Below are 16,478 nucleotides of genomic sequence, written 5' to 3' on the forward strand. Positions count from 1 at the left end.
ATCAGGATTATGCGGATTTACAACGTTAAGACAAAAAACCTTGTATCAATAGAGTACACTCTATTGATATATAATTGTACTTGAAAAATCACGTCTCTTACTGACCTTAAATTCAAAAAATCTAAACAATCTGCTTTTAATCGGTTTACGATGACATTACCAACCATAAGCATCCCCAGCTGTCCTTCTCCTTCAGCTTCTGCTCTCATCATCCTTGCCATCAGTGCAACATCACTTTCGGTATATTTCACTCGTTACACCTTTATCACTCCTTTTATTGAATTATATGAACAGTGCTCAACAAAAATACGTTGTTGTCGATTCCTAATGAACCTGTTTAAATATGAAAAAATCAGGGAAACATATGAATGATAAATGAAGGAGGAATGCAATTATGGCATCAACACCATATGACCCATTTAGACAATTGGTAAATATGCGAAGAGATTTTGACCGTATCTTTTCTGAATTACCGTTTGATTTTGGAGGGGATAAAAATCACTTTGGAAACATTAAGGTAGATGTTTATGAAACTGAAAATGAAGTTGTGGCAACATGTGATATACCTGGACTTGAAAAGAGCGAAGACGTGAACATTGATATTGAAAATAATGTATTAACCATTAGTGGTTCTATGAATAAAACAAATGAAACAAAAGAAAAGAATATGTATAGAAAAGAACGTTACACAGGCAGTTTCCAACGAGTTATAACACTTCCTAGTCCTGTAACTATTGAAGGTGTATCTGCGACATACAAAAACGGTGTGTTAGAAGTAAAAATGCCAAAAACAACACCAAATAATAAAAAGAAAATTGATGTGGATTTTCATTAAAAATGGGCGATTTATATCAAGTGATGAAAGAATTCGAAAGGGACTATTTAGAGGAAATATCTAATATACAGCCAGAATTAGTGGACCTGCTTATACTAACTTGTCATTCTTCAGAAATTAAAAAAAAAGCTATATTAGATGAACTTACTCATAACATTAAATTATCATATATGAAAAATAATATGAATAATCTTTCGATTAGCAATCGCTGAATAAGGACTGTCGAATACGACAGTCCTGTTATTAAGGGTAGCATCAGGATTATGCGGATTTACAACGTTAAGACAAAAAACCTTGTATCAATAGGGTCTACTCTATTGATATGGAATCAATAATACGTAAAATAAGAGTTTTGAATGTATCATATGACTTGTCTCAAAACCCTTATCGTTGTTAAGTTAGCCTTTTTTTCTTCTCAGAATTGCTTAACGTTGTAAATCCGCATTTTCGGGACTGTACCCCTATTAGAAATAGTAAAAAGAATCTTCAATTTAAGATCCTTTTTTTATGCCGATAACGTGAATTATGTAAATAAGCCGTCCATATGGACGGCTTATTTTTGTTTAGCCTGATTTTGTCCTTGTTTTTTGGTCTACTTTTTGCTTTTTGGCTAGAGTGCTGGCTCGTCGTGTGGGGGCGAAACCCCACGTATTCCGTATCAATTTTGGAGTAAGCACTATTTTAGGACGAATGATCTAGACGGTTCGGCTTGTATACTTACTAGTCCAAGTCGATCGGCATTGCTTTGCTTTTTGTCTGTCGGCTTGGCGAGAAAAGCATACAAGCCGAAAAAAGTTTTGCAAGGACATAATAAAAAAGAAAAGACGGTAGTCTTTAGGTGAGGATGAACGAACCGACTTTTTTATTATGAAGGTGGAGATTTTTGAGCGTTGTTTGCTCAAAAATACTACCTGTTCCTTGCGGAACTTTTAGCCCTATATATAAGAGTGAGAAGAGCAAAGTAAAGAAAGTCAGTAATATCAAGGGTTTAACAAGGGTAGGGTGTGGGAAAATTCCCACACATGTGTTGTTAAATTCCCACACCTAAAAAATGGAAAATAATAAAAAAAAAAAGATGTCAATAACAAATGACATCTAAAATAAATAAATCGGTAAGTTATGTTTTTTCTTATCTCCAGTTATTTTAAAATTTCTAAGAGACTTCTTAAAAATCTTCATAGTAGCCTTGTCTACTCCATCTTTAGGGGAACAACATAAAACATTAGGATTCACAAACCAAGTACGAGAACTACAAATGCGACCATCTTCAGTTGTCATTCCAGATTCTGCAACAGCTAAAACACCTTTTTCCAATAAACCATTCATTAAATGAGAAAGATTACTTCTATCTTTTCCTAACTTCCTTGCTAAATAACTTGGTGTAGCTGCATCTGCATCTACTTCTTCAGAATCTTCATTTGAACATTCAATTAAAATATTAGTTTTAAACTCTATATACGGTGTTAAATCAATCAAAAAAGCTTTTTCAGCATTTGTCAGATATCCCGTTTTACATAGATAATTAATATTATCAGTAATTATCTGCACAAATCTCACCCGATCTGTAGGTTTTTTCTTTTTACCAATAAAATATTCTTCTCCACCAGACATTTTACTTAATACTTGTAGCATAATGACTCTTTCTTCTTCAGAAAGTCCGCCACTACCTTCAAGTTTTTCATAAATACTATTAATTTTACTATCTCTTTCTTTTGCTTTTTTTTCAGCTTGTCCAAAATCAATAATTTTCTTTGTCATATCTAAGTTAATTCCTCCTTAATTGAGGGAATCAACAAAAATACCTATTTTTTGCTATTTGATTATAAATCAAATTATGATAATCTATAATCAGATAAGTGAAGTTTAGGTATTTTCGTAAAATACCCTATGAAAAGAGTCATGTTCCCGCATGGCTCTTTTTTTCATTCTATCATGTTTTTAACAACCTTAAAGATAAAAACAAAGTTTCCCTGTTTTTTTACCGTTCCATATCAAATCCACGATGTTTATTCACCTCTTTTTTATGCTCACGTTCAAATTGATTATCTACTCCCTTGCTACCCAATTCATTTTTAACACTCTCTCTAAACCCCTTAAATTGCTCTTTTAAAACTTTTTTCGTTTGTACATATAAAACTCTTATATTCGTCTGCAAACCCTTTATATGAGCTTTTAACGAGCTAATTTCTCTATTTAATACACCAACTTCCTTTTGCAACTGGTTTTTTTCCTGTTTCAATGTTCTATTTTCTTTCATCCAACCGTCTGCAGTCATTTTTAAACTTTCATACTCTTTCACAAAGTCTGTTTCTCTCAAACGCTCATGATCCTTTTTGATAGTGACCGCTGCATTCACTTGCTTTGTTACTTCTTGATATTGTTCTGGTGATAACACATAATTTCTTGTCTGTTTCTTTGTAATTTCAGCTTTTCCAAACATTTTATCCTGTACTTCTACTACTACTTCTTTACGTAAAAATGGAATTTTAACAGGTTCATTTGGCACTCGATCACTAGCACTATCTAATTCTTTTTGCATTTGTTCTACTCTTTTTTCTAATTCCACATGACGCTGGCCAATTAGCTGCAGCTTTTCATTTTCACTCTCTACCTGTTGCTTTACTATCTCTAATTCTTTGTACGTATCAACAACATCACTTTCCAAACTCTTTTTCGTCATTTCTAATTCGTTTGTTTTCTCTTCAACATTTTTTAAATGATCGTCAATCGTTTGTAACTTAGTTTCTTTTTCCTCTACTTGATTTTCAATAGTTGACTTTGCTTCTGCATACTCCTTGTATTGACGGACTTTCATGTACTTATGTGAACCTACATTAGCACGTTCAAAATTCGGAATATATTCTTTAGCCAATTGCTCTATATAAGCGGTTTCCCTTTCTCTCCAATGCGCAATTAACTTTCTTCCCGTTCCTTCGACACCTTGTTGTTGCAAAGCTCTATCCATTCCGACACGCCTCGTTAATCCTCGACTACTTTCAAAGTTCGGTACATAGTTAATATGTAAATGTGGATTTGCTTCGTCATCATGTAAAACCATGTTATAGACTGCCAGATTGGGATTCCGCTCTTGAAACGCTTCAGCATACCGTTTTAACGCTTCTTTCTTAGCTTCCCTATACTTCGGGTCGTCTTTACCTTCTCCAATCGCTACGACCAATTCTCGTTGCTCATGCGTTTTATCATCTTTATGTATTTTGTCATAGTAATTCTCAATCTTACGGTCATTCCGTTTTTGCTTCTCGTTATACTTGTCCACCGCTTCTTGAAAGACATCCTTGTATACACTTCGGATGTCCTTTTGAACAAAGTAAATATTCTCCTCTGACCTAGCTGGATCAATGCCAGGATTCCCATGAATATTTTCCCTATTATTGTGGCTTAATGAACTTTGGTGAGATTGATTAAATGAGATAGAACCCAACATAAAGTGCCACCACTTTCCCTAGATTAATTGATACCATAAGTCTAGCAAAGCGACGAAATGGTGTCAATTAGAGTAACCCTATACGTATTTTGACGCTTTCGCATCAAAATCGATAGGGGTCTGCGACGCTTTTCGGCTTCGCCGAGCCATGCTTAGCATGGAAAAAACAACCTTGGACTCTGTCCAAACCTGCTGGGGAAATCTTCCCCAGACCCCCTTATCCAACTCCCCAACCCCTCAAATCCTTGAGGGCCTCCCTCGCCGGTTGGCGTCCCCAAAACAATTTGTTTTGGGGAACTGCCAAGAGGTTGGAAAATCAGATGCACGAGTCAATTCCTTAATGCTCCTTTCAAGAGATCAGCAAAAAAACGCTGATCTCTTTCAGTCCGCTTACCATTGACTCTTACCACTTATTTTTCTTCTCCCAATAATCACTTTACTAATTATTCAATACTACACTTATTAAAAAGTAAAAAGTTTTTGAGTTACTTTTTTTAAACGTATTTCAAATGCTTTTAAGTTGTATTAGGGGTCACCATACCATTTCAGGAAAATTGTACGTTTAGACACAATTCGGACACATTCCAAGCGTTTCCTGTACGCTAAGAGATATCTGTCCAGAAAACCTTATATTTATGAACAGAGGGTAAAACTCAACAATATCAACACGTTTTCTGACTATAATCATGTTCATAAAGCATGTAAACAAATCAATGTTCAATTAAACTTAGGTTTCTATCTTTCTGAACATGTATTTACCTTTAAAGATACTGTAAGAATAAGGTTTTGTAGTCCTTAGCGTACAATTTTCCCAAAATAATATGGTGACCCCTATTAAAAGAAATGAAACATTTATTTCAGCAGACTTTATAATTACACTTTTTAACAATACTTAATTATAAAATTCAATATAAGAACTTTTTTTTAAACTTATACATATAATAAATATTGACATAAATTCACCTGAATAGGGAAAAAAGAGATGAACTGGTCCTTCATCTCTTTTTTTATGTCAAAAAATTAATACATTTATAATAATCAATTTTATATCTTTATACATTTACTATATATAATATATTTTTTTAATAAACTAGATAGGAGGTTTCTATATGTCAAATAACAACATTCCATCACCGTTTTTTTTCAATAATTTCAATCCAGAATTAATAGGTCCAACATTCCCTCCTATTCCTCCACTTACTTTACCTACTGGACCTACTGGATCTACAGGATCTACAGGAGCTACAGGAGCTACTGGACCTACAGGATCTACAGGAGCTACTGGATCTACTGGACCTACTGGAGCTACTGGATCTACTGGACCTACTGGACCTACTGGACCTACTGGACCTACAGGAGCTACTGGACCTACTGGAGCTACAGGAGCTACTGGATCTACTGGACCTACTGGAGCTACTGGATCTACTGGACCTACTGGATCTACAGGAGCTACAGGAGCTACTGGATCTACAGGAGCTACAGGAGCTACTGGACCTACAGGAGCTACAGGATCTACTGGAGCTACAGGATCTACTGGAGCTACTGGACCTACTGGAGCTACAGGAGCTACTGGACCTACTGGACCTACAGGAGCTACAGGAGCTACTGGACCTACTGGACCTACTGGATCTACAGGAGCTACTGGATCTACTGGATCTACTGGAGCTACTGGATCTACAGGATCTACTGGATCTACTGGATCTACAGGAGCTACAGGATCTACTGGATCTACTGGATCTACAGGAGCTACAGGATCTACTGGACCTACAGGATCTACAGGAGCTACTGGATCTACAGGATCTACTGGAGCTACTGGATCTACAGGATCTACAGGATCTACAGGATCTACTGGAGCTACAGGAGCTACTGGATCTACTGGACCTACAGGAGCTACAGGAGCTACAGGAGCTACTGGACCTACAGGATCTACAGGAGCTACTGGATCTACTGGACCTACTGGAGCTACTGGATCTACTGGACCTACTGGACCTACTGGACCTACTGGACCTACAGGAGCTACTGGACCTACTGGACCTACAGGATCTACAGGAGCTACTGGATCTACAGGATCTACTGGAGCTACTGGATCTACAGGATCTACAGGATCTACAGGATCTACTGGAGCTACAGGAGCTACTGGATCTACTGGACCTACAGGAGCTACAGGAGCTACAGGAGCTACTGGACCTACAGGATCTACAGGAGCTACTGGATCTACTGGACCTACTGGAGCTACTGGATCTACTGGACCTACTGGACCTACTGGACCTACTGGACCTACAGGAGCTACTGGACCTACTGGACCTACTGGAGCTACTGGATCTACTGGACCTACTGGACCTACTGGACCTACTGGACCTACAGGAGCTACTGGACCTACTGGAGCTACAGGAGCTACTGGATCTACTGGACCTACTGGAGCTACTGGATCTACTGGACCTACTGGATCTACAGGAGCTACAGGAGCTACTGGACCTACAGGAGCTACAGGATCTACTGGAGCTACAGGATCTACTGGAGCTACTGGACCTACTGGACCTACAGGAGCTACAGGAGCTACTGGAGCTACTGGACCTACTGGATCTACAGGAGCTACTGGATCTACTGGATCTACAGGAGCTACAGGATCTACTGGATCTACAGGAGCTACAGGAGCTACTGGACCTACAGGAGCTACAGGATCTACTGGAGCTACAGGAGCTACTGGATCTACTGGACCTACAGGAGCTACAGGAGCTACAGGAGCTACAGGACCTACAGGAGCTACTGGACCTACTGGATCTACTGGACCTACAGGAGCTACAGGAGCTACTGGACCTACAGGATCTACAGGAGCTACTGGATCTACTGGACCTACTGGAGCTACTGGATCTACTGGACCTACTGGACCTACTGGACCTACTGGACCTACAGGAGCTACTGGACCTACTGGACCTACTGGATCTACAGGAGCTACAGGAGCTACTGGACCTACAGGAGCTACAGGATCTACTGGAGCTACAGGATCTACTGGAGCTACTGGACCTACTGGATCTACTGGACCTACTGGACCTACAGGAGCTACAGGATCTACTGGAGCTACTGGACCTACTGGATCTACTGGAGCTACTGGACCTACTGGATCTACTGGAGCTACTGGATCTACTGGATCTACTGGAGCTACTGGATCTACAGGATCTACAGGAGCTACTGGACCTACAGGAGCTACAGGAGCTACAGGAGCTACAGGAGCTACTGGAGCTACAGGAGCTACTGGACCTACAGGATCTACAGGATCTACTGGAGCTACTGGACCTACTGGATCTACAGGATCTACTGGAGCTACTGGATCTACAGGATCTACAGGATCTACAGGAGCTACTGGAGCTACAGGAGCTACTGGATCTACTGGACCTACTGGAGCTACAGGAGCTACAGGAGCTACTGGACCTACAGGAGCTACTGGACCTACTGGAGCTACTGGACCTACAGGAGCTACAGGAGCTACAGGATCTACTGGAGCTACTGGACCTACTGGAGCTACTGGACCTACAGGAGCTACAGGAGCTACAGGATCTACTGGAGCTACTGGACCTACTGGAGCTACTGGAACTTTTTCTTCTGCTAACGCTAGTATAGTAACTCCTGCTCCTCAAACTGTTAATAATTTAGCACCTATTCAATTTACAGCACCAGTTTTAATAAGTAAAAATGTTACATTTAATGGTATTGATACTTTTACTATTCAAATTCCTGGTAATTACTTTTTTATTGGTGCTGTAATGACTTCAAATAATCAAGCTGGCCCTGTTGCTGTTGGTGTAGGATTTAATGGTATTCCAGTTCCTAGTTTAGATGGAGCTAATTATGGTACACCTACAGGTCAAGAAGTTGTTTGTTTCGGATTTTCTGGTCAAATACCAGCTGGCACAACAATTAATTTATATAATATTAGTGATAAAACTATTTCAATAGGTGGAGCTACAGCAGCAGGATCAAGTATTGTAGCAGCTAGATTATCTTTTTTTCGCATTTCTTAATTAATATTATTACAAATAATATTAATTATATAAAATTTTGCTTTTTGGCTAGAGTGCTGGCTCGTCGTGTGGGGGCGAAACCCCACGAATTACGTATCTATTTTAGAATAAAAACTATTTTTGGACGATTGATCTAAGCGATTCGGCTTGTATACTTGTTTGTTCAAGTCGAGAACCATTGTTTTGCTTTTTGTCTGTCGGCTTGGCGAAAAAATCATACAAGCCGAAAAAAGTTCCGCAAGGATAATTTTTTTAAAGGTGGAGATTTTTGAGCGTTATTTGCTCAAAAATACTACCTGTTCCTTGCGGAACTTTTAGCTCTATATATAAGAGTGAGAAGAACAAAATGAAAAAAGTTAATAATATCAAGGGTTCATAAGATGTTAGGTGTCATGTTTTCATGACACCTAACAATTGGGAAATAACAAAAAAAAAAAGAATACAATAGAAATTTGTATTCTTTAAAACAAATAAACAGGAAGTTTATACTTCTTTTTCCCTTTTTCTTCCAATTTAAAATTTTGTAATGAATCTCTAAAAATATGTTGTGTTGCTTTGTCTATACCATCCTTTGGACTACAACACATAATATTAGGATTTACAAACCATGTACGACTTGTACACACCCGACCATCTTCTGTTGTTACCCCTGCTTGCGCAACAGCTAATACTCCTTTTTTTAACAAAGTATTCATTGTACCTGAAATATTTTGACGAGCTATTTTAAACTTTTCACTCAAATATGTGGGAGATGCTGGACTACCTGTTTCACGTTCTACAATAACATTAGTCTTAAATTCCACAAATGAAGCTAATTTAAATAAAAAAGCTTCTTCTTTACTACTCAAATAACCAATCTCAGTCAAATAATTGATATTATCCATTATTAATTGCACAAACCTCACCCGATCTAAAGGTTTTCTCTTTTTTCCTATAAGGGGTAGCGTCACATGCCCATCAACTTAAGAACGAAAACAAAATGAACTTTCGTTCAAACAAACTAAAAAACACGTAATGTACTTTTGGTATTGAAAAGTACACACACCAAATAAACTCTAACGAGTTTCATTTTAAAAATTATGCAGCTTTCTTTTGTTTTCCAAACCCATTATACTCATAGACAACACCCATAATATCAAAGATAGTTTTCTTCTCATATCGATGAGATTTCCGTCCATTCTTCTGTAGGAGGTCGAACAAACGGATTAAAATCTTTGTTAGATTTTGGGTGTTTCTCTGTATCGCTTGATATAACAGCGATACATGATCTTGAATCATCCCAATGGCTTTATATTCACTTAATTCTCTTTTGTTCTTTTGCAAAAGAAGTTTACGCATCTTAAACATCGTAGAAGAACAGATAAAGATGGCAATAAGTCTTCCATACACATGACATTCTAATCGCTCTTTTTTGATAGTTTGCCAATGATGAATTTGAAATAAGGATTTCCACGTTTTAAAAATAATTTCTATTTGCCAGCGAAGGGAGTAAAAGTCATGTATTTGTTCCATCGGAACAACTCCTTCAGGCGTATTTGAGACATATATGTTGATACCCGTTAATCGTTTACTCTTTTCTGAAAATGTAATACCCTTTTTACTTTCAGTGTAACTTTGTTTTTTTCTACGTTCCTGTATCTGTTTGTCTGTTAAACGATAGATAATTACACGTGTGAATAGTTTTTGATTCTTTCCAATGTAAGCTTCTTTTATTTCGTATGTTTGACCGGGTTTTAAATTGTTCATAATATGTTCTAAATCAACTTGGATATACTGTGATTGCTTTTTTACGGTTCCGTTTCGAAAGTATTCTGGAAACGGATTTTTTACATACACGGTATGGTTTAATTTTAATCTGGATATATAATAAGCACCTCGTTGATCCATTTGATCTAAGTCTTCTAATGAAAAATAACCTAAATCACGGATACATAAATCGCTTGGACGTAATGTGTCTAAGCATTCTGTTCCAAAGGTCTTATCATTATTTTTTCCTGGACCTATCTGAAAGTTTAGAAACTGTCCGCTATGTAAGTCATATTCTAATTGAATCTTGATACCCGCTGTTTGTGCACAACCACCTGATCCAGGATATACATGGGCTAAATGTTTTGGTACTTGGAAAATCGTCGCATCTAAAATACGAATTCGTTGAAAATACGTGAGCGCCGCGCTTGAAATGGCCGATGTTTCACAGATTTTACTTTTCCATAATGCCGAAAAAATATATTTCAAAAATTCAACCGCTTTTTTATCAAAGCGTTTATTGAGTCCTTCTGGACTCATAAGAGTGCCTGTGGCCGCATGTAATTGACTGCATAGTCGAACAAGCGAGTCACTCGCTGTACGTTGACTTACCCAAATACATATGGTAGCTAATTCATTTCCAGAAAACTTTCGTTTTCTTTTTACAAAACCTAATTCTTTTGCGAGTTCTTCCAAAAGAGAAGGGGTTAAATGACGATACAGTTCTTCAGAAAATAGTTGTAATTCATCTTGAATCGAAAGATTCATAAAAAATGTCACCCTTTCTAGCTAGCTTTTTAGAAAGAATAACGTTTTTTGTCACTTGGGGGTAGTGAAAATTCTTAAGTTGATGGGCATGGGGTAGCGTCAGGAAAATGCGTATTTACAACGCTAAGGAAGTTCCAATCATAAAAAAAGCCGATTTCCAGTCTCTCAAGGAATCGACTTTTTAATTTAGATTGTTGAACTAAAGCACCCTTTAGTTTAAGTGTAACTATTCACAAAACAAGAATACAAAAAGGGCTAGCAGCTGCCAACCTAAAACGTTCTATCTATTTGAAATATACTTTTAGCTATTCATCACTGCTGTTAGGTAATGAAACTGGAATATATTTGACACCTATTCTTTCACTATTGAGAGCCTCATAACAACTTCGTTTCCTTCCATTTCTCCCGTTTCTGAAAAACCAACTTTTTGATAAAGTTTTTTTGCCACTAAATTTTCTTCAACATAATTTATTTGGATATAGTCGAATAAATTTTCTTGCTTCAAAAATTCTATAGCTTTGTTTAATGCTTCTTTACCATAGCCTTTTCCTTGATATGCACTCCCTAACATAAATCGCCAAATCTCTACTTTCCTATTTTCTATTTTATAGTCAAACATTATAAATCCTACAATTGTATCATCATTATAAATAGCATAAGGCTTGGCTCTTTCGTAAAATACCCAGGCTTGTGCCAACGATCTCATATTTGATGAAACAAAGTTTTCCTGTTCTCCTACAAGTTCTAAGTCAAAAACTTTTTGGTAGTTATCAGCGTTTATTTTCTCTAATCTAATCATCTTATACATCTCCGAGTTTTGTTTAAATACTTGTTCTTGCGATAATTATAACATAATTTAAAAGACTGGGCAGGGGTTTATATATAACACTAAAATTTGTTGAAGTCTTAATATATATTTTAAATAACTTGCCTTTCACTAACCTGCCCCATTAGTTTAAGTACATTTTTTCACAATCTCAATAGAGTAAGCCTATTGGTACATAATTAAATTATCGTTAAATTAGGACTTCATAATTTCTCATAAGACTTGTATCAAAATGCTTAACGTTGTAAATCCGCATTTTTCTGACGCTACCCCAATACTAACATAAGAAAAGCAATGACTGCATGATGAGTTTTTATATTTAAATTAAATGCCAAATTCGCAATAATACTTCCGATAGAGATAGCACCAATAAAATCAAAAGTATTCATTTCAGCAATAATTTGCTTTCCTAGTAGTTTAGCTCCGATAAATAAAATCGAAAAAGCTAATAGTGTTCTCAAAATAATCTCTATATGTTCAGACACAAGTAGCTAACCCCTTTTGAATTAAGTGTTCGTATTATAACAATTTATATAAGGATAGTATGTGTCATTGTAAAAGAATTTATTATGTTCAATAGTATTAAATAATTCAAAATTAATGTCATGGTTATTCCTCTGTAGCTCCCCTTGACATCGGGGAGCTACTCCCAATTTTAGAAATTATAATAACACCACTTATAAGTAACAAAAAAGCTCACTCCTTATTTATTTTTATATAGGAGTAAGCTTTTCTCTATTATTAAATTCTAATTTATTTACCAAATAGACGACTCCAAAGCGATTTCCTCTGTTCTGAAGCTGCTATTAATCGCTTACTGTCTTGTATTTCTCTTAATACTTGCATTAATTGAATATCTCTTTGTTCTTCTCTTATTATTCTTTGAGCATCTGTTTCCTGTAAAAATTTACTTTGTTGATCCAATCTTTGAATTAATTCTAAATTAAGCTGTTCTAAACGTTCTATACGTTCTGATAATACTATTATCTGTTCTGTATCTACTACGCTATCTGTAGCAACAGTTGCTATCTCATTTTCTATAACACTTGTCATTGCTAGATTTACAGCCTGTTCTAGTGTTACGTTCTTCTTGTTCATAGCTGTTAATAGCCGTTCTATAATTGCTACATCCTTATGATAAAAAATTCTAGAATTATTACTACCGCGCTCGAAAGGATACCCAACTTCCTCCAGAGCAAGGCAATATTTACGCAAAGTACTTGAGCCAATCCCTAAATTCTTGGCTACCTCAGATCCCCAATAAGTTTGAGCCATATTTTGTCCTCCCTCTGCTTCAAGCTGTTCTCCAGTTGCTATATAGTCTTTTCCTTCTTTGAAAAGGTAACACCTTCTTTTTAAAATTTAAAGAAGAGTTTTCAATTGTTTTTTAAGATTAACAAAAGTTTATTTTTTTGCTTTTTAAAACACAGTTATAGATTTTATAATAAATCTTGATTAATAACCAACTGTATTCCTATTGCCATGACTATAATCTTCTTCCACAGCCAATGCATCTGCTTTAGTAACATGAACGGTACCAAATGAATGATTTGGAGGAGCATATATCGAATAAAGTTTTAACGGAATATTACCTGTGTTAATTACATTATGCCATGTTCCTGCAGGTATCATTATTGCAAAATCATCATAAGCATTTCTTTTGAAATTTAAATTATCTTTACTCTTTCCCATTTGAACAATCCCCTGACCTTGTTCAATACGTAAAAATTGATCAACATTAGGATGTATTTCCAAACCGATATCTTCACCAACATTAATGCTCATTAAGGTAACTTGTAAATGTTTCCCTGTCCATAAAGCAGTACGATACGTATTATTTTGCTTTGCTGCTTCATTGATATTAACAACAAATGGTTCTGATCCATAATCTGTTAACGAAATACTTCCATCACCATTGGAAAAACGAAAAAAATCAAATCTGTTTGTATAATCTATCTCATTAGGAAAAGTACAATAAACAGACTGTCTTCCATAGTTATACATTGGTATTGGTACATTAACATAATAAAGATATTGATATCGATACATAAAAGGAATATAGTGCATTTTTCTCAATCCTTCACAATTTTATAAAATTATCCTATGCACTGGTTAAGTCAATGTACTTAAAATTCAAAGTGACTTTTGTAAAGAAAGATTTTTAGCCTAAAACACTTATTTCATTAAATGGACCTTTAACTTAACAATACAATTGAAGTTTAAAAATCAAAAGAAAAAAACTATATCAACAAAGTTTTTCATCAAACTTTGTTTTAAAATTATCAATCTTTTTTATACAAGATTTTATACAATTTTTTGTACTAATACAGGACATTCGTAAACCGGAAAAACCATAGTATCTCAACAATGTATAAAATCATGCATAGGATGACAAACAAAGAAAAAGCGGAATCCTTATTATATCAATGGATTCCGCTTTTTCCTTGCTGCCGATAATGAGACGTTATGTATACTAGATTTGTATAACGTATTCATGTGTTTTTAATAAGTCACCTTGAATCTAAGTACATTTCTTTAACAAGTGCATAGAATAATTTTGTAAAAACGTGAAAGGATTGGGGAAAATGCACTATAATCCTTATATATATCCATATCAATATCTTTATTATGTTAATGTACCAATACCAATGTATAACTATGGAAGACAGTCTGTTTATTGTACTTTTCCTAATGAGATAGATTATACAAACAGATTTGATTTTTTTCGTTTTTCCAACGGTGATAGAAGAATTTCGTTAACAGATTATGGACCAAAACCATTTGTTGTTAATATCAATGAAGCAACTAAACAAAACAATACCTATCGTACTGCTTTATGGACAGGAACACATTTACAAGTTACTTTAATGAGTCTCAATGTTGGCGAAGATATTGGTTTAGAAATGCATTCAAACGTTGATCAATTCTTACGTATTGAACAAGGCCAAGGGATTGTTCAAATGGGCAAAAGTAAAGATAATTTAAACTTTAAAAGAAATGTCTATGATGATTTTGCAATAATGATACCAGCTGGAACATGGCATAATCTAACCAATACAGGTAATATTCCTCTAAAACTTTACTCGATATATGCTCCTCCTAATCATCCATTTGGTACTGTACATGTAACAAAAGCTGATGCCATAAGCTGAATTAAACTATTAGGGGTAGCATCACATGCCCATCAACTTAAGAACGAAAACAAAATGAACTTTCGTTCAAACAAACTAAAAAACACGTAATGTACTTTTGGTATTGAAAAGTACACACACCAAATAAACTCTAACGAGTTTCATTTTAAAAATTATGCAGCTTTCTTTTGTTTTCCAAACCCATTATACTCATAGACAACACCCATAATATCAAAGATAGTTTTCTTCTCATATCGATGAGATTTCCGTCCATTCTTCTGTAGGAGGTCGAACAAACGGATTAAAATCTTTGTTAGATTTTGGGTGTTTCTCTGTATCGCTTGATATAACAGCGATACATGATCTTGAATCATCCCAATGGCTTTATATTCACTTAATTCTCTTTTGTTCTTTTGCAAAAGAAGTTTACGCATCTTAAACATCGTAGAAGAACAGATAAAGATGGCAATAAGTCTTCCATACACATGACATTCTAATCGCTCTTTTTTGATAGTTTGCCAATGATGAATTTGAAATAAGGATTTCCACGTTTTAAAAATAATTTCTATTTGCCAGCGAAGGGAGTAAAAGTCATGTATTTGTTCCATCGGAACAACTCCTTCAGGCGTATTTGAGACATATATGTTGATACCCGTTAATCGTTTACTCTTTTCTGAAAATGTAATACCCTTTTTACTTTCAGTGTAACTTTGTTTTTTTCTACGTTCCTGTATCTGTTTGTCTGTTAAACGATAGATAATTACACGTGTGAATAGTTTTTGATTCTTTCCAATGTAAGCTTCTTTTATTTCGTATGTTTGACCGGGTTTTAAATTGTTCATAATATGTTCTAAATCAACTTGGATATACTGTGATTGCTTTTTTACGGTTCCGTTTCGAAAGTATTCTGGAAACGGATTTTTTACATACACGGTATGGTTTAATTTTAATCTGGATATATAATAAGCACCTCGTTGATCCATTTGATCTAAGTCTTCTAATGAAAAATAACCTAAATCACGGATACATAAATCGCTTGGACGTAATGTGTCTAAGCATTCTGTTCCAAAGGTCTTATCATTATTTTTTCCTGGACCTATCTGAAAGTTTAGAAACTGTCCGCTATGTAAGTCATATTCTAATTGAATCTTGATACCCGCTGTTTGTGCACAACCACCTGATCCAGGATATACATGGGCTAAATGTTTTGGTACTTGGAAAATCGTCGCATCTAAAATACGAATTCGTTGAAAATACGTGAGCGCCGCGCTTGAAATGGCCGATGTTTCACAGATTTTACTTTTCCATAATGCCGAAAAAATATATTTCAAAAATTCAACCGCTTTTTTATCAAAGCGTTTATTAAGTCCTTCTGGACTCATAAGAGTGCCTGTGGCCGCATGTAATTGACTGCATAGTCGAACAAGCGAGTCACTCGCTGTACGTTGACTTACCCAAATACATATGGTAGCTAATTCATTTCCAGAAAACTTTCGTTTTCTTTTTACAAAACCTAATTCTTTTGCGAGTTCTTCCAAAAGAGAAGGGGTTAAATGACGATACAGTTCTTCAGAAAATAGTTGTAATTCATCTTGAATCGAAAGATTCATAAAAAATGTCACCCTTTCTAGCTAGCTTTTTAGAAAGAATAACGTTTTTTGTCACTTGGGGGTAGTGAAAATTCTTAAGTTGATGGGCATGGGGTAGC

10 protein-coding genes and 3 pseudogenes are annotated in these 16,478 nt (G+C 35.6%); 3 read left to right on the forward strand and 10 right to left on the reverse strand.

What is annotated here, in order from left to right:
* Positions 1 to 74: 74 nt before the first annotated feature.
* A pseudogene (locus tag NST14_RS30935) lies at positions 75 to 221 on the reverse strand (cell wall hydrolase); the annotation flags it as partial.
* A 173-nt stretch (positions 222 to 394) separates the two neighbouring features.
* Between NST14_RS30935 and NST14_RS30940 the strand changes: the two are divergent.
* Positions 395 to 835, forward strand: coding sequence for an Hsp20/alpha crystallin family protein (locus NST14_RS30940; protein WP_000168945.1), 441 nt, complete (start codon positions 395 to 397; stop codon positions 833 to 835).
* 1,095 nt (positions 836 to 1,930) lie between these two features.
* Here the strand turns inward: NST14_RS30940 and NST14_RS30945 are convergent.
* On the reverse strand, positions 1,931 to 2,593 hold the full coding sequence (locus NST14_RS30945; protein ID WP_000162379.1) for a MarR family transcriptional regulator: 663 nt from the start codon (positions 2,591 to 2,593) through the stop codon (positions 1,931 to 1,933).
* 220 nt (positions 2,594 to 2,813) lie between these two features.
* Positions 2,814 to 4,280 (reverse strand): plasmid recombination protein, encoded by a 1,467-nt coding sequence (locus NST14_RS30950; RefSeq protein WP_000901539.1) that lies wholly within the window; start codon positions 4,278 to 4,280, stop codon positions 2,814 to 2,816.
* A 1,109-nt stretch (positions 4,281 to 5,389) separates the two neighbouring features.
* Between NST14_RS30950 and NST14_RS30955 the strand changes: the two genes are divergently transcribed.
* The gene (locus NST14_RS30955; protein WP_341119669.1) at positions 5,390 to 8,299 is read left to right on the forward strand and encodes a beta strand repeat-containing protein; all 2,910 of its coding nucleotides are present in this window, start codon (positions 5,390 to 5,392) and stop codon (positions 8,297 to 8,299) included.
* Positions 8,300 to 8,760: 461 nt separating this feature from the next.
* Here the strand turns inward: NST14_RS30955 and NST14_RS30960 are convergent.
* The 6 genes and pseudogenes from NST14_RS30960 to NST14_RS30985 all read right to left on the reverse strand — a co-directional run.
* Positions 8,761 to 9,234 (reverse strand): annotated as a pseudogene (locus NST14_RS30960) (MarR family transcriptional regulator); the annotation flags it as partial.
* A gap of 142 nt (positions 9,235 to 9,376) precedes the next feature.
* Entirely contained in the window at positions 9,377 to 10,813 is a 1,437-nt protein-coding gene (locus tag NST14_RS30965; protein WP_001053964.1) for an IS4 family transposase, read from the reverse strand.
* A 352-nt stretch (positions 10,814 to 11,165) separates the two neighbouring features.
* Positions 11,166 to 11,612 (reverse strand): GNAT family N-acetyltransferase, encoded by a 447-nt coding sequence (locus tag NST14_RS30970; RefSeq protein WP_000620148.1) that lies wholly within the window; start codon positions 11,610 to 11,612, stop codon positions 11,166 to 11,168.
* 302 nt (positions 11,613 to 11,914) lie between these two features.
* Positions 11,915 to 12,124, reverse strand: a pseudogene (locus NST14_RS30975) (DUF421 domain-containing protein); the annotation flags it as partial.
* Between the two features lie 268 nt (positions 12,125 to 12,392).
* A complete protein-coding gene (locus tag NST14_RS30980; RefSeq protein ID WP_000079496.1) occupies positions 12,393 to 12,914 on the reverse strand; it encodes a DUF3967 domain-containing protein in 522 nt (173 codons plus the stop codon).
* A 180-nt stretch (positions 12,915 to 13,094) separates the two neighbouring features.
* A complete protein-coding gene (locus NST14_RS30985) occupies positions 13,095 to 13,706 on the reverse strand; it encodes a cupin domain-containing protein (protein WP_284998544.1) in 612 nt (203 codons plus the stop codon).
* Between the two features lie 518 nt (positions 13,707 to 14,224).
* Here NST14_RS30985 and NST14_RS30990 point away from each other — a divergent pair.
* Positions 14,225 to 14,791, forward strand: a complete 567-nt coding sequence (locus NST14_RS30990; protein WP_073542120.1) for a cupin domain-containing protein — start codon at positions 14,225 to 14,227, stop codon at positions 14,789 to 14,791.
* Between the two features lie 152 nt (positions 14,792 to 14,943).
* On the opposite strand, the gene NST14_RS30995 is transcribed toward NST14_RS30990, so the two are convergent.
* Positions 14,944 to 16,380 (reverse strand): IS4 family transposase, encoded by a 1,437-nt coding sequence (locus tag NST14_RS30995; protein WP_001053964.1) that lies wholly within the window; start codon positions 16,378 to 16,380, stop codon positions 14,944 to 14,946.
* Positions 16,381 to 16,478 lie beyond the last annotated feature (98 nt).

The sequence above is a fragment of the Bacillus sp. FSL W8-0519 genome, from assembly GCF_038005585.1.
Lineage (GTDB): Bacteria > Bacillota > Bacilli > Bacillales > Bacillaceae_G > Bacillus_A > Bacillus_A paranthracis.

What these genes read in the sequence shown, in the direction of transcription:
- NST14_RS30940 (WP_000168945.1), top strand. Translation starts at nt 395, where the DNA reads ATGGCATCAACACCATATGACCCATTTAGACAATTGGTAAATATGCGA.
- NST14_RS30945 (WP_000162379.1), bottom strand. Translation starts at nt 2,593, where the DNA reads ATGACAAAGAAAATTATTGATTTTGGACAAGCTGAAAAAAAAGCAAAA.
- NST14_RS30950 (WP_000901539.1), bottom strand. Translation starts at nt 4,280, where the DNA reads ATGTTGGGTTCTATCTCATTTAATCAATCTCACCAAAGTTCATTAAGC.
- NST14_RS30955 (WP_341119669.1), top strand. Translation starts at nt 5,390, where the DNA reads ATGTCAAATAACAACATTCCATCACCGTTTTTTTTCAATAATTTCAAT.
- NST14_RS30965 (WP_001053964.1), bottom strand. Translation starts at nt 10,813, where the DNA reads ATGAATCTTTCGATTCAAGATGAATTACAACTATTTTCTGAAGAACTG.
- NST14_RS30970 (WP_000620148.1), bottom strand. Translation starts at nt 11,612, where the DNA reads ATGATTAGATTAGAGAAAATAAACGCTGATAACTACCAAAAAGTTTTT.
- NST14_RS30980 (WP_000079496.1), bottom strand. Translation starts at nt 12,914, where the DNA reads ATGGCTCAAACTTATTGGGGATCTGAGGTAGCCAAGAATTTAGGGATT.
- NST14_RS30985 (WP_284998544.1), bottom strand. Translation starts at nt 13,706, where the DNA reads ATGCACTATATTCCTTTTATGTATCGATATCAATATCTTTATTATGTT.
- NST14_RS30990 (WP_073542120.1), top strand. Translation starts at nt 14,225, where the DNA reads ATGCACTATAATCCTTATATATATCCATATCAATATCTTTATTATGTT.
- NST14_RS30995 (WP_001053964.1), bottom strand. Translation starts at nt 16,380, where the DNA reads ATGAATCTTTCGATTCAAGATGAATTACAACTATTTTCTGAAGAACTG.